The 12,342-nt window shown below is 69.2% G+C and carries 13 protein-coding genes; 7 read left to right on the top strand and 6 right to left on the bottom strand.

Annotation, left to right across the window (positions count from 1 at the left end; translation table 11 throughout):
* On the bottom strand, positions 1-620 hold a 620-nt coding region (locus tag ACSR87_RS00005; protein WP_498529054.1), incomplete at its 3' end, for a flippase activity-associated protein Agl23.
* 101 nt (positions 621-721) lie between these two features.
* Here ACSR87_RS00005 and ACSR87_RS00010 point away from each other — a divergent pair.
* The 3 genes from ACSR87_RS00010 (at position 722) to ACSR87_RS00020 (ending at position 1,985) form a co-directional block, all read left to right on the top strand.
* Positions 722-1,009 carry a DUF7964 domain-containing protein gene (locus ACSR87_RS00010; protein WP_008574241.1) on the top strand — a complete coding sequence of 96 codons (288 nt, stop codon included), beginning with the start codon at positions 722-724 and terminating at the stop codon, positions 1,007-1,009.
* Positions 1,010-1,043: 34 nt separating this feature from the next.
* Positions 1,044-1,535, top strand: a complete 492-nt coding sequence (locus ACSR87_RS00015; protein WP_498529055.1) for a universal stress protein — start codon at positions 1,044-1,046, stop codon at positions 1,533-1,535.
* A 123-nt stretch (positions 1,536-1,658) separates the two neighbouring features.
* Positions 1,659-1,985 carry a 2Fe-2S iron-sulfur cluster-binding protein gene (locus tag ACSR87_RS00020; RefSeq protein ID WP_004043453.1) on the top strand — a complete coding sequence of 109 codons (327 nt, stop codon included), beginning with the start codon at positions 1,659-1,661 and terminating at the stop codon, positions 1,983-1,985.
* 127 nt (positions 1,986-2,112) lie between these two features.
* Here the strand turns inward: ACSR87_RS00020 and ACSR87_RS00025 are convergent, their stop codons facing one another.
* Positions 2,113-3,267: an MBL fold metallo-hydrolase gene (locus tag ACSR87_RS00025; protein ID WP_498529056.1), complete on the bottom strand. Its 1,155-nt coding sequence runs from the start codon at positions 3,265-3,267 to the stop codon at positions 2,113-2,115.
* A gap of 78 nt (positions 3,268-3,345) precedes the next feature.
* Positions 3,346-5,109 carry a globin-coupled sensor protein gene (locus ACSR87_RS00030; RefSeq protein WP_498529057.1) on the bottom strand — a complete coding sequence of 588 codons (1,764 nt, stop codon included), beginning with the start codon at positions 5,107-5,109 and terminating at the stop codon, positions 3,346-3,348.
* A 144-nt stretch (positions 5,110-5,253) separates the two neighbouring features.
* Here ACSR87_RS00030 and ACSR87_RS00035 point away from each other — a divergent pair, with 144 nt between their 5' ends.
* The 3 genes from ACSR87_RS00035 to galK all read left to right on the top strand — a co-directional run bounded on the left by ACSR87_RS00035 (position 5,254) and on the right by galK (position 7,759).
* The gene (locus ACSR87_RS00035; protein ID WP_498529058.1) at positions 5,254-5,889 is read left to right on the top strand and encodes a rubrerythrin family protein; all 636 of its coding nucleotides are present in this window, start codon (positions 5,254-5,256) and stop codon (positions 5,887-5,889) included.
* A gap of 74 nt (positions 5,890-5,963) precedes the next feature.
* A complete protein-coding gene (locus tag ACSR87_RS00040; RefSeq protein ID WP_498529059.1) occupies positions 5,964-6,542 on the top strand; it encodes an MOSC domain-containing protein in 579 nt (192 codons plus the stop codon).
* Positions 6,539-7,759: a galactokinase gene (gene galK / locus ACSR87_RS00045; RefSeq protein WP_498529060.1), complete on the top strand. Its 1,221-nt coding sequence runs from the start codon at positions 6,539-6,541 to the stop codon at positions 7,757-7,759. The genes ACSR87_RS00040 and galK overlap by 4 nt, the downstream gene beginning before the upstream one ends.
* A 437-nt stretch (positions 7,760-8,196) precedes the next feature.
* Here galK and ACSR87_RS00050 read toward each other — a convergent pair whose 3' ends face one another.
* Positions 8,197-9,435 (bottom strand): mandelate racemase/muconate lactonizing enzyme family protein, encoded by a 1,239-nt coding sequence (locus ACSR87_RS00050; RefSeq protein ID WP_498529061.1) that lies wholly within the window; start codon positions 9,433-9,435, stop codon positions 8,197-8,199.
* 84 nt (positions 9,436-9,519) lie between these two features.
* Entirely contained in the window at positions 9,520-9,966 is a 447-nt protein-coding gene (locus ACSR87_RS00055) for a luciferase domain-containing protein (RefSeq protein ID WP_498529062.1), read from the bottom strand.
* 413 nt (positions 9,967-10,379) lie between these two features.
* On the opposite strand from ACSR87_RS00055, the gene ACSR87_RS00060 reads away from it, so the two are divergent.
* Complete coding sequence (locus ACSR87_RS00060; protein WP_498529063.1) at positions 10,380-10,997, top strand: hypothetical protein; 618 nt, start codon at positions 10,380-10,382, stop codon at positions 10,995-10,997.
* A gap of 29 nt (positions 10,998-11,026) precedes the next feature.
* Here the strand turns inward: ACSR87_RS00060 and ACSR87_RS00065 are convergent, their stop codons facing one another.
* The gene (locus tag ACSR87_RS00065) at positions 11,027-12,247 is read right to left on the bottom strand and encodes an HAD family hydrolase (RefSeq protein ID WP_498529064.1); all 1,221 of its coding nucleotides are present in this window, start codon (positions 12,245-12,247) and stop codon (positions 11,027-11,029) included.
* Positions 12,248-12,342: the final 95 nt, after the last annotated feature.

Genomic DNA, 12,342 nt, shown 5'->3' on the forward strand with positions numbered 1-12,342 from the left:
GCGGCCGGGCGCGCCGACGGGAGGAGCGCCGCGTGGTCGAACACGAGGAGTCCGGCGACGCCGAGACAGCAGAGGGCGACGACGCCGAGTCCCGACGAGGCGACGGCGAGCGCCAGAGCCGCGGCGAGTCCGTAGGCGTTGCGCCGCCCCGCGCCGTCGACGAGGCGGAGCGCGAAGCCGAAGGCGACGAGCGCGAAGCCGACCGCGAGCACGTCGCCGCGGGCGAACCGGCCGTAGTAGACGAGAATCGGGTTCGCCGCGAGGACGGCCGCGAATCCGAGGACTTCGTCGTCAGCGAGGCGGCCGCGGAAGAGGAGCGCCGCGAGCGGGAGGGCCGCGCCGAACAGCGCGAAGGGGAGGCGGAGCGCGAAATCGGTCGCGCCGACGAGCGCGAGCGACGGCCGCGAGAGGTGATAGACCAGCGGGCCGCCGGCGACGGGGCGGTACGAGAAGAAGCCGGTTTCGAGCGACCGGAGGCTCCAGTAGCCGACGCGGGCCTCGTCCCAGTGGAGCGGCCGGTCGCCGAGGCCGACGAGGCGGACCACCAGTGCCGCGGCGGCGAGCGCGACGACGGCGAGCGTCGTTCGGTCGGGTCGCCGCCCGGCGCGGGAGGGAATCATGGGGTGACGTGGCGCGCCGGGCGGCAGAAAGGTTACGACTTGGACGGCCGCCGGTCCGCCCCTTCGAAAGCGTCATCCCCGCCGACCGGTAGCACTCGGATATGTCGCTCATCGAGTCGCTGCCCGCTCGCCCGCTCGAACCGCAGGAACTCACGTCTTTGAACCGCGCCGACGCGTTCGACCTCGTCGTCGCCGTCGAGGACGACGGCCCCGCCCGCAGCCTGCTCGTCGCCACCGAGGGATGGGTCAAGGCTATCGCCCACGAGGACGACGCCGGCTGGTCGGTCGTCGAGACGGTCGCACTCGACGACGAGACCGAGCGAATCGACGGCCTGCGAGCGTGCGAGGAAGCCATCCTGTCGTTCCGAGACGACGGGAACGAGGAGTAGTATTAACCTCGTTCCGAACTAAGTATAATTTGTCATGTACCGCGAAATCCTCGTCCCGACCGACGGCAGCAAGGCCGCCGAACGCGCCATCGACCACGCGCTCGACCTCGCAGAGACCTACGACGCGCGGATTCACGCGCTGTACGTCGTCGATACCAGCATCTACACCTCGCTCGACGCCGGCGCGGACGTGGTCATCGACGCCCTCGAACGGGAGGGCGACGCCGCGACCCGACACGTCCGCGAAGCCGCCGAGGAAGCCGGCATCGACGTGCAGGCGGAGGTCGTCACCGGAACCGCCTACCGCTCCATCCGGGAGTACATCGACGGCCACGACATCGACCTCGTCGTCATGGGTACCCACGGGCGCACGGGCCTGAGCCACTACCTGCTCGGGAGCGTCACCGAGCGCGTCGTCCGCACCTCGCCGGTTCCGGTGTTGACCATCCGACTGGACGACGACGAAGAAAACGAGGCGGACGCCGCGGACGAAGCGACGGACGCGGACGCCGAAGCCGAGGAGTAGCCCGGAGTCGGGCGCGAGTCGCTCGTTCGCTGTACCGTCCGGTCATCTCGGCCGGCGCGGTCGGCGGCGAGGTCGCCGCGGCTTTGATAAACAGTTTTGGTGCGGTCGCGCATACGCCGCGGTATGACCGAGTACACCGTCGAGTTCGTCGGCACGGGCGAGACCATCACCGTCTCCGACAAGCAGACCATTCTCAAGGCCTGTATCGAGGAGGGCATCGCACAGGAGTACTCCTGCCGCGTCGGGATGTGCCTCGCCTGCTCCGCCGAGATTCTCGAAGGCGACGTCACCCAGCCCGCCGCCCGCGGGCTGACCGAGGAGGAGGCAGAGCGCTTCGCGCTCACCTGCATGGCCCGCCCGCAGAGCGACCTCAAACTCGACCGCGGCGTCTACCCGCCGAGCATCGAGGACGACGCCGCGGCCGCCGGCACCGCCGCAGACGACGACTGACGACGGGTACTCTCCGGGGGCGGCCCTGCGGCCGCCGACCCACGTTCTCAGTTCCGCATCGCGCCGCCGAGCCGACGCGCTGGCCCGACGTATTCGCTCGACCCGCAATCTGCCCGCGGACCGCGCCTCACGCCTCGCTCGTCGCCGCGCAGTTGTTCGGCCCCAACTCGACTTCGAACGCCTCCTCGTCGGTCAGCGAGTCCCGACCGAGATTCGTCTCGATGATGCGCTCGTAGTTGGCCGGCCGCGGCGGCATATCCGAGCAGACGAACGAGACGAACGCCGCCTCGTCCATCGAGAGCGCCCCGAGCCGCTCGCGGAGCCCCCCGAGTTCCGCGGCGTACGCGCCGGTTTCGTCCGGGACCGTCCGCGGGCCGTAGTGGGCGGGCGCGACCAGCGTGTCGTCCGCGAACTCGCCGTACCGCTCGGTGAGCGTCGCGTGGAGCCGTCTCGCGGCGTCGGGCGCGCCCTCGTCGCCGTCTTCGAGGTCCGGGCGGGCGACGCTCGCTAAAAAGAGGCTGTCGCCCGCAACGAGCAGGTCTCCGAGGCGGAACGCGGTCATCTCGGTCGTGTGCCCCGGCGCGTGGACGGCGACGAGTTCCGCGCCGCCGACGCCGATCGTCTCGCCGTCAGCGACGAGTCGCACGTCGAAGTCGAGGCCGCGGTCGGCCGCGCCCGCCGGGTGGACGGGAGTCGCGTCGGTGCGCTCCGCGACCGCTCTGACGCCGCTGACGTGGTCGGCGTGGACGTGCGTGTCGACGGCGGCGACGACCTCCGCGCCGCGCTCGCGGGCGTCTGCGACGTATCGGTCCGCGAACGCCCGAAGCGGGTCAACGACCACGGCCTCGTCGCCGGCGACGACCAGATAGGCGAGACAGCCGCTGGAGGGGCGGTCGTACTGGAGCACCGTCACGTCCCCGTCCCCGTCCGCGTCTCCGACGGGGAGGTCGCGGGCGCGGTAGACGCGCGCCCAGCCGTCCATACCGGTTTCGAGGTTCTCGGCGGGGACGCCGGCCTCGGAGAGCAGGCCGGCGACGTGCGCGCTCGACCGACCCTCCGCGCAGACGACGACCACCGGCGAGGGGGCGTCTCGGAACTCGGCGGCGAGTTCGTCGACCGTCCCGCGAATCTCGGCCTGCGTGAAGCGAATCGCCGGAATCTGGGTCGCCGTCACGGCCGCGCCGTCGACGCGCCACGCCGCGAACTCGTCGCGGTCGCGCACGTCGAGCACCGTCGTGGGGTCGCCGCGGGCGAGTCGAGTCGCCAGTTCCTCGGGAGTCATACGCACACGATACGCGCGCCGGGCGGAAGAACGCTCCGCGGGTCGAAAAGAGAACAGCGGCCCGAGCAGCGGCCCGCGCTACTCGGTCGTTCCGCCGTCGTTGCTCAGGCGGTTCGAGGGCGGTTCGTCGAAATCGAAGTCGCCGAGGACGCCCTCCGGTGGGCCGTCGACGCCGCCGGCGGCCGCGTTGCCGGCTCCCGTCTCCGGGGGTGTGTTCGGTCCGGTGGCGTCGCCCGTCTCACCGCCGAGGCGTTCGGCCGCGTCGCGAATCGAAAGCACCTGCTCGGTCTGCGAGCGGTTCGCGTCTGCGATTTCGCCGATTTGGTCCGACACGGTGGTCGCGCGCTCCGTCGCGTCGTCGACCATGCCGGCAATCTGCTCGGCGCTTTCGGCCTGGTCGTCGGTCGCCGAGGCGACTTCGCCGACGCCGACGGTGGCCTGTTCGACCGCCGCCGAGATATCCGAGAGGCTCCGCATCACGTCCTCGCCGCGGTCGATGCCGTCGTAGAGTCGCTCGGTCGTCTGCGAGAGGCTGTCGATGGTCTCCTGCGCCTCGGACTGGATGTCGTCCACCGTGCCTTCGACCTCGGCGGCGCGGGCCTGCGACTCCTCGGCGAGATTCTTCACCTCGCTGGCGACGACGGCGAAGCCCTCGCCCGCGTCGCCGGCGCGGGCGGCCTCGATGGAGGCGTTGAGCGCGAGCAGGTTCGTCTGCTCCGCGATGTCGTTGATGGCGTCGAGCACCTCGTCTATCTCCGCGATTTGGTCGTGCAGTTGCTGGACGTCCTCCGAAGCCGTCTCCGCGGCCTCGCTCACGTCGCGCATCACGTCGATGGCCTCGTCGGCCGCGTCTTCGCCCTCGGCTGCGCGCGTTGCGGCGTCGGCGCTGGTCCGCTCGACCTCCTCCGCGGTCGCCGCAATCTCCTCGACGGTCGCGCTTAGCTCCGACACTTCGGCGGCGACCGTCGCCATGTCGTCGGCCTGCGCCCGCGCCGTGGTCTCGATGTCGTCGGTCCGCTCGGTGACCTCCTCGGAACTCCGCAGGAGCGACTCGACGGGTTCGCTCACGTCGGCTTCGACCTCGTGTGCGAGGGCGCGCCGACGCTCGGCGGCCTCGCGCGCCGCCTGACTGTACGAGTGGATGTACGTCTCCATCGCCACCTGCTGGTCGAGCGACAGGAGCTTCAACACGGGGAGGAAGCGCGCGACGACCTCGTCGACGGCGGCTTCGACCCGGTCGTCGCCGCCGCGGAGGCCGCTCGAAACGCCGGACGCGCCGCCGAGAAGTCCCGAGAGCAGGCCGCTGTCGGCGTCGGTATCGTCGGCCGCGACGCCTTGGAACTCGGTGTCAGTGTCGCTCCCGACCGTGCCGCCGCCGGTGAACTCCGATTTCACTTCGTCCGCGACGGCACCGAGAATGCCCTCATAGTAGACCGAATACGCGCCGAGATAGAACTTCGGCCCGAGGTCTATCATATCGTGTAGCTTCCCGATACGCGCCCGCTTCGCGAAGTAGTCCTCGCCGTACTCGCCGCGACCGAGTTCGCGGAGGTAGGTCGCCTGGTCGGCCCGCAGCATTTCCGTGGTCTTCGTCGAACGACCGAAGAACTTCGTCGTCGCGTGCTCGCCGAGGTGGTCGTAGAACTCCGCCGCGAACTCGTCCGCGAACTCGTCCAAGAGCGGTTCGAGGTCGCTCAGGCGGCGCTCGTCCGCGTCCGAGAGGCGAACGAACGATTTCCGGCGGTCGATTTCCGCCGCGTCGATATCCAACTGCGAGAGCAGCGCGTCTCCGTCGACGCGAGCTCGCGCGTTGGCGTCGACTTGCCCCGAGGAGTCTGTCATATACCTCTCTCAACAGACACCGGTATTTCAACCCTCTCCGCAGAGTATCACGAATGATAGAGCGGGGGAAGAGGGGTGACCGTGAGAATCTCGTTCTCGTGGGCCGGACCGAACGTTCAGGTCGCTGGCGGACCGAGAGGCGGTATGGACGCCGATTCGTTCCGCGAGTCAGTCGAGACGGCGAAGCGAACCCAACTCGACCGGCTCGGCTCGTCGAAACTCCTGTTGGCGCTGACCGAGGCGGACCTCTCCGAACCGGCGGTGCTCCGCGCCGCCGCGTACTCCGAGCACGCGGCCCGCGGGACGTTCGCGGTCTGGGCCGAAGACGAGACGGACGAGGAAGCGAGCGCCGCGTTCGAGGCCACCGCGGCGCAGGAAGCCGAGCACCTCGACCGCGTCCTCGACGCGCTCGACGAGGCGGTCGACCTTCCCGACGAACCCGGCGTGATGCACGCGTACCTCCGCGGTCGCGAGGACGCTATCGAGCGGGTCGCCGCCGGCATGGTCGGCCGCGGCCTCGTCTCGATTCGGACCCACACGCAGGTCATCGGCTTCTTCGTCAACGAGGCGGACGAGCCCCGCGCCGACCTCTTTCGCGACCTGAAAGCCGAGACCGAAGAGACGCTGACGACCGGCCTCGACCTCTTGGCCGACCGCTGTGCGACCGACGACGACTGGGAGCGCGCCCGGATGGTCGCAGAGTACGTCGTCCAACTGGCGTACGACGACTACGCCGACGGCCTCGCCGAACTCGGCGTGGACCCGAAGCCGCTCTGCTGAGTCGCCGCCGCGACACCCGACCACCCCACACCGCCGACACAATCTATTCGTGTCCCCGAGTGGTAGCCGGTGGTATGACTTCCGAGGTTCGCGGGCGCGTCGAGGCGCTGTACACCGCGCCGTCGAAGGGCAAGCCGATGGTCTCCCACGAGGCCGTCTCGGTCGCGCCGGGCGGCATCGAAGGCGACCGCTACTTCGACGGCGACGGCTTCTACTCGGCCACCGACGGCTGCCAAGTGACGCTCGTCGACGCCGCAGTGCTCGACGACGCGGCGCGCGAGTACGACCTCGACCTCGCTGACGGCCAGCACCGCCGGAACGTCGTCGTCCGCGGCGTCGACCTCGACGCCCTGCTCGACGCGACGTTCGAACTCGGCGGGGCGGAACTCCGGGGGACGAAGCTCAGGCCGCCGTGCGCGTATCTCGCGGACCTCGTCGGCGACGACGTGGGCGAGGCGCTCCGCGAGTCCCGCGGCGGCATCTGCGCGGACGTGCTCTCTCCCGGCCGGGTCGCCGTCGACGACGACCTCCGCGTGACCGAGGCGAACCCGCGCGAACTGGGCCGAGAGATAGCCCGGCGACTCGGCGGCGACGCGGGTGCGGCCGACGAAGCCACGGCGAACCACGGAGAACGCGGAGACGGCCACGAATGACCGGCGACGGCGACGACGACGATACGGCCGCCGGAACCCCGGTCGAGCGCGCGAAAGCCGCGCTCGCGGCGCTCGGAGCCGACGGCGACGCCCCGAGTCAGAGCTCGCGGTCGACGACGACCCCGACGGTCGCCGTCGCCCCCGGCCGCGTGAACCTCGTCGGCGGCCACACCGACTACAACGACGGCCTCTGCCTCCCGATGGCCGTCGACCGCCACGTCGCGGTCGCGGCCCGCCCGCGAGCCGACGACCTGCTCCGCGTCCGCGCCGCCGATTTCGACGAGACGACCGAACTCGCCCCCGAAGACGACCCCGACGGCTGGGCCGCCTACGTCGCCGCGGTCGCACGCGTCCTCCGCGAGGATGGCCCGGTCGATGGCGCGGACCTCGCCATCGCCTCCGACGTGCCCACCGGCGCGGGGCTTTCCTCGTCGGCCGCGCTCGAACTCGCAGTCGGCCGCGCGCTTCTCGCAGTCTCCGGGCGCGACCTCCCCGCCGCCGACCTCGCGCTGGCGTGCTGGCGAGCCGAGCGCGAGGGCGTCGGCGTCGAATGCGGCATCCTTGACCAGTTCTCCGCGGCGCTGTGCGAGGCCGACTCGGCGCTCTTTCTCGACTGCCGAACCCGCGAGTTCGAGTCGGTTCCCCTCGGCGACGACGCCGGCGTGCTCGTCATCGACACCGGCGTCTCCCACGAACTGACCGAGTCGGGCTACAACGACCGCGTCCGCGAGTGCGCGGCGGCGCTCGATACCCTCCGCGAGAACACCGACCGCGACCTCGACTCCCTGCGCGACGTGGACCGCGACCTCCTCGACGCCCACGCCGACGCGCTGGACCCGACTCACTTCCGCCGCGTCCGACACGTCGTGACCGAAAACGAGCGCGTCCGTCGCGCCCGCGACGCGCTCGCCGCGGGCGACCTCGACCGCGTCGGCGACGCGATGCTCGCCGCTCACGACAGCCTGCGCGACGACTACGAGGTGAGCTGTCCGGAGCTCGACGCGGCGGTCGAACTCGCCGACGGGACGCCGGACGTCTACGGCGCGCGGATGACCGGCGGCGGCTTCGGTGGAAGCGCGGTCGCGTTAGTCGATGGCGACGCGCTCGACCGAGCCGAGCGCGCGATTCGAGACGCCGCCCCCGAGCGCGTCGGTCCCGACGCCGACGTGTTCGCCTGTCGGCCCTCCGGTGGCGTTCGACTGGTCGACGTGGAGTGAGGAGACGAGTCGACGACTCCGCAAGCGGGTGCAGAAAAGTTGAGAAGCGGGTCCGTGAGTTCGGAGTTGGATTCTGCTTCGTCGAATCGCGTCGAGCGAAGCTCGACTGATTTGACTTCGGATTACGCCTCGTCGAACGAGGCGAATCAAAGATTCGCCGGCTCGACGAGTCGTTTCACTCCTCGTCGAACAGCGCAGCACGCTGTGCTGCTGGCTTGACGAGTCGTTTCACTCCTCGTCGAACAGCGCAGCACGCTGTGCTGCTGGCTTGACGAGTCGTTTCACTCCTCGTCGAACAGCGCAGCACGCTGTGCTGCTGGCTTGACGAGTCGTTTCACTCCTCGTCGAACAGCGCAGCACGCTGTGCTGCTGGCTTGACGAGTCGTTTCACTCCTCGTCAAACAGCGCAGCACGCTGTGCTGCTGGCTCGCCGAAGCTTACGCTTCGTCGAACAGCGTCTCGCCGTCGACCATGTGCTCCTCGACGGTGTCCATGTCCAGCGTCACGCCGAGGCCCGGCTTCTCCGGAATCTCGATGTAGCCGTCCTCGATGACCGTCTCCTCGACGAGGTCTTCCCACCAACCCAGCTCGTAGGAGTGGTACTCGACCGCCAGCGAGTTCGGAATCGCCGTGCCGACGTGCGCGGAGGCCATCGTCGCCACCGGCGACGAGACGTTGTGCATCGCGACCGGCACGTAGTACTGGTTCGCCACGTCCGCGATTTTCTGCGTCTCGCGCATCCCGCCGACCTTCGGCATGTCGGGCGCGACGATGTCGACCGCCTGATTCTCGATGAGGCGGCGAAGCTCCGTCACGCGGTAGCGGTTCTCACCGACCGTGATGGGCGTGAGCGTGGACTTCGTGACCTCCTCCTGCACGTCGAGGTTCTCCGGCGGGACGGGGTCTTCGAGCCACCACACGTCGTAGTCTTCGAGCGCGGCCGCGAGGCGCTTTGCGCTCCCGCCCGAGAACGTCCAGTGGCAGTCGAACGCCACGTCCGCCTTGTCTTTCACGCGCTCCGTCACCTTCTCGACGATTTCGGCCTTGTGCCGAATCTCGCCGGGGCGCAGGTGGCGGTTCGCGCGGTCCTTCTCGTGGCCCGAGGGCACGTCGAGGTCGAACTTCAGGGCGTCGTAGCCGAGTTCCTCGACCACGCGCTCGGCCTCGTCGGCGCACGCTTCGGGGTCGGCCTCCTCCTCGGTGTGGCAGTCGCAGTAGACCCGCACCTTGTCGCGGTACTTCCCGCCGAGAAGCTGGTACGCGGGGATGTCGAGAATCTTGCCCGCGAGGTCGTGGAGCGCGACTTCGATGCCGGCGATGGCGGTGACGGTGACGCCCTCGACGGAGCCCTCGCCGGACATCTTCTGAACGAGGTGCTCGTACAGGCGGTCGATGTCGAGGGGGTTCTCGCCGATGACGAACGGTTTCATGCGCTCGATGAGTTCGGGGACGCCCGCGCCCCAGTAGGCCTCGCCGGTGCCGACGACGCCCGCGTCGGTGTAGATGCGGACGAGGGTCCACGGGAAGTTGCCGTCGACCATCGTCGTCTGCACGTCGGTGATTTCGACGTCGCGGCCGCCGCCGCGCTTCGCCGTCACGCCCATCGTCTCCGCCGACAGCTCTCGCATCGTGTACTCCGCGTTCGGGTCGTGTAAGTCCGCGTAGTTCTTACCCATGAAGGGTGGTTTACTCGGACGTTAGTAAAGTTTTCCCGACCGGGACAGCCCTCCGCTCGGGTCTCGGGGGAACGGGACGCGAAGTCAGACCGGTGCGCGCCGGTCGAGCGAGTCGCGGAACGTCTCTCTGACGAGTGCGTCGAGGTCAGCGGGGAGTTCGAGTCGACGGAGGTCGGTGTCGGGGTCCGTCTCGGGGTCGAGGTCGATTCCACGGCGTCGGACCGCGAGGAGTCGCCAGAGATACGCGAGTTTGAGCAGGCGCATCGCGTCCGGCACGTCGGCGTCGCTTCTGACGCGGTAGGTCACCCACGCCGAGTCGGGCACCACGCGGTGCGGGTCCGCGAGGCCGTCGGTGAGGAGCGCGTCGCGGACGCGCTTCGTGAGCGCGAGGTCGACGACGCCGGCGTCGTGGACGTGACCGAGTTCCCTGCCGGCGACGACGAACGCCGTCCCTCCGAAGCGGTGCGGCGCGGTCTCGACGCCGGGCCAACGCGAGACGCGCGAGACGATTCTATCGATTGCGGCGGTCATTCGACGACTGTACGCGCTCCGAGAAGATAACGACAGGTCCGAAGCGGGTCAGACCCCCGCGAGAGACTGGCTTTTGAGGTCGTTCGACATCGCGTACCCGGGCGATAACCACAGGCTTTCCGGACATTCAGTTCACCAAGAGAGTCCGTCGAAAATAGACCCTCAGAGCGGCGCGATATTCGCGGATTAACACGGGTTAGGAACGCGAATTTTCGCATCCCGTGGCGGGTTCCGACCGCGCAAGCACCGCGGGTGCTGGGTTCCGCGCGGAGCGCGTCGGTCCACGCCGGCGGCGAGCGGTAGATGAGTCGTAACGAAACCCCCGGGAGACGAACAACAGTTCGAACCATGTCTCTGACCCCCACGGATGTACCACTGCGGGGAATCGACCCCGACTCTCGGGAGGCCGACAGATGAATCTCGGCCAGCTCGGCGTCGGTATCGTCGTCCTCGTCATCGTCGTGTTCGCGCTCCTCTCCGGCGGGGTGAACACGCCCGAGACGCCCGCCCCGGCCGACGACGCCGACAGAAGCATCGGCGCCGACGTGACAGAGCCCGACGCGGACGACGCGCCGCCCGAGGACTCCGACCCCGGAACCGAACAAGAGCCCGTCGTCGCTGACGACGACGGGGCCGACGACTCGGGCGACGACGGCACCGCAAACGAGAGCGAAAGCGAGAGCGGGACGTTCGAGACGGTCGAGACCGGCGACGACGACACCGACCCGCCGACGAGGACGACCAGACCGCGTGGCAGTCCGGTCAACATCTCGACCGACGATGGCGGTGACGGTGACGACGGCTCGTCCGACGACTCGTCTTCGGACGATTCGAGTGACGATTCCTCGACCGACGACAGCACCGATGATTCGAACACCGATGATTCGAACGGCGAAGACTCGAACACCGACGACACTGACTCGTCATCGGACGACTCGACCGATGACACCGGCGACGATTCGGGCGACGGTTCGAACGGCGGCGACTCGGGCGACGGCTCGGGTGACGACATCGGGATGTGCACGGTGTGAATCCCGGGCACCGTGGCAACGCGACACCCTCAGTCGACTAGGAGATTGAGGGCGTACGCGGTCCGGAGCACCGACGCGGCGTCCCCGCGGGGAAACACCAGTTCGTCCGTCTCGCGGACGTGGTCGAGCACGCCCGGCGAGGAGTGTTCCGGGGCCGCCGCGAGCCCGCAGTCGTTTTCTGCTGCCCACCGCATCACGTCGAGGTCGGACTTCGAATCGCCCATCACGAGGACGAACGGGTCGTCCACCCCGAGCACGTCGAGCGCGGCGCGGACGCCCGCCGCCTTGTTCAGGTCGACCGCCGAGAGCTCCGCGGCGTCGGCGTGGTAGTACGCGACCGTCACGCGTTCGAGCGTCTGTGCGACGGGGTCCGGAATCTCCGTGTCCGACTCGGGAAGCGCGTCGCGGGCGTCGAGCACGTCGCGTATCTCCGGGTCGCGCGCCGCGAAGTACGCCCGCGCCCAGTCGGGGCCGGCGGGGTCGTCGGTGAGCGCCTCGCCGAGGAGGTCCAGCAGGTAGACGAGCGCGCCGTCGATGACTTCCTCGGCGTCGTCGCTGCCGGTCTCGAAGTTCGGCTTGAGCGTGACGTTGAACTCGTTTCCCTGCAGGTGGACGCCACCGCGGAGCGCGTCGGGGAGGTCGCGGATGACGCGTCCGCGGACCGATTCGAAGACCGACTGCACCGAGTCGTCGAGCGTCTCGTAGAGGAGGCGCTTCGTGTCCGAGCCGTGACCGGGCGTGAAGACGCCGGTGCCGGCCTCGTAGACGATGCTCACGTTCCCCGAGTGGACGAGTTCGTTGCCGAGTCCCTGAATGGCGAAGCCCTTGACGTTCTCCAAGGTCTGGCCGGTGCAGATGACGATGGGGACGCCCCGCTCGTGGAACTGCGTGAGGAGATGCAGCACCTCGCGGGGAATCTCGTTGTCCGTCTGGCCCGCAGAGCGCAGCGTCTCGTCCACGTCGAGGACGAGCGCGTTCACCGCCCGTCCGTACTTCGTGTAGAGGTCAAGGGCGGTGAACGCCTGGTCCCGCGTCGCACGCGCGGCGAGTTCCGCGTAGCGGTCGCCGTCCGAAAGCGCCCGGCGGATGCGGTCTTTCTTCCCCGCGAGTTCGTCGTCGACCTGCTGCCAGTGCGACAGCGCCACCGACGAGCCGAGCGGCGGCAAGAGGTCGACGAAGTCCTGTGCGTCCCGGACCGCGTCCGCGTCGAAGTTCCCGTACAGTCTGTACAGGAGGTCGTACCGCTCCATGACTCGGGGTCGTCACCCAACCGCATTAAAGCCGTGTGAGAAACGGGTCGCCTCGCGGCGGCTCGTCGGGGCGGGGTCGTCGGTCGGTCGCGGTC

The sequence above is a fragment of the Haloferax sp. SDI50 genome (assembly GCF_059802635.1).

What these genes read in the sequence shown, in the direction of transcription:
- ACSR87_RS00010 (WP_008574241.1), top strand. Translation starts at nt 722, where the DNA reads ATGTCGCTCATCGAGTCGCTGCCCGCTCGCCCGCTCGAACCGCAGGAA.
- ACSR87_RS00015 (WP_498529055.1), top strand. Translation starts at nt 1,044, where the DNA reads ATGTACCGCGAAATCCTCGTCCCGACCGACGGCAGCAAGGCCGCCGAA.
- ACSR87_RS00020 (WP_004043453.1), top strand. Translation starts at nt 1,659, where the DNA reads ATGACCGAGTACACCGTCGAGTTCGTCGGCACGGGCGAGACCATCACC.
- ACSR87_RS00025 (WP_498529056.1), bottom strand. Translation starts at nt 3,267, where the DNA reads ATGACTCCCGAGGAACTGGCGACTCGACTCGCCCGCGGCGACCCCACG.
- ACSR87_RS00030 (WP_498529057.1), bottom strand. Translation starts at nt 5,109, where the DNA reads ATGACAGACTCCTCGGGGCAAGTCGACGCCAACGCGCGAGCTCGCGTC.
- ACSR87_RS00035 (WP_498529058.1), top strand. Translation starts at nt 5,254, where the DNA reads ATGGACGCCGATTCGTTCCGCGAGTCAGTCGAGACGGCGAAGCGAACC.
- ACSR87_RS00040 (WP_498529059.1), top strand. Translation starts at nt 5,964, where the DNA reads ATGACTTCCGAGGTTCGCGGGCGCGTCGAGGCGCTGTACACCGCGCCG.
- galK (WP_498529060.1), top strand. Translation starts at nt 6,539, where the DNA reads ATGACCGGCGACGGCGACGACGACGATACGGCCGCCGGAACCCCGGTC.
- ACSR87_RS00050 (WP_498529061.1), bottom strand. Translation starts at nt 9,435, where the DNA reads ATGGGTAAGAACTACGCGGACTTACACGACCCGAACGCGGAGTACACG.
- ACSR87_RS00055 (WP_498529062.1), bottom strand. Translation starts at nt 9,966, where the DNA reads ATGACCGCCGCAATCGATAGAATCGTCTCGCGCGTCTCGCGTTGGCCC.
- ACSR87_RS00060 (WP_498529063.1), top strand. Translation starts at nt 10,380, where the DNA reads ATGAATCTCGGCCAGCTCGGCGTCGGTATCGTCGTCCTCGTCATCGTC.
- ACSR87_RS00065 (WP_498529064.1), bottom strand. Translation starts at nt 12,247, where the DNA reads ATGGAGCGGTACGACCTCCTGTACAGACTGTACGGGAACTTCGACGCG.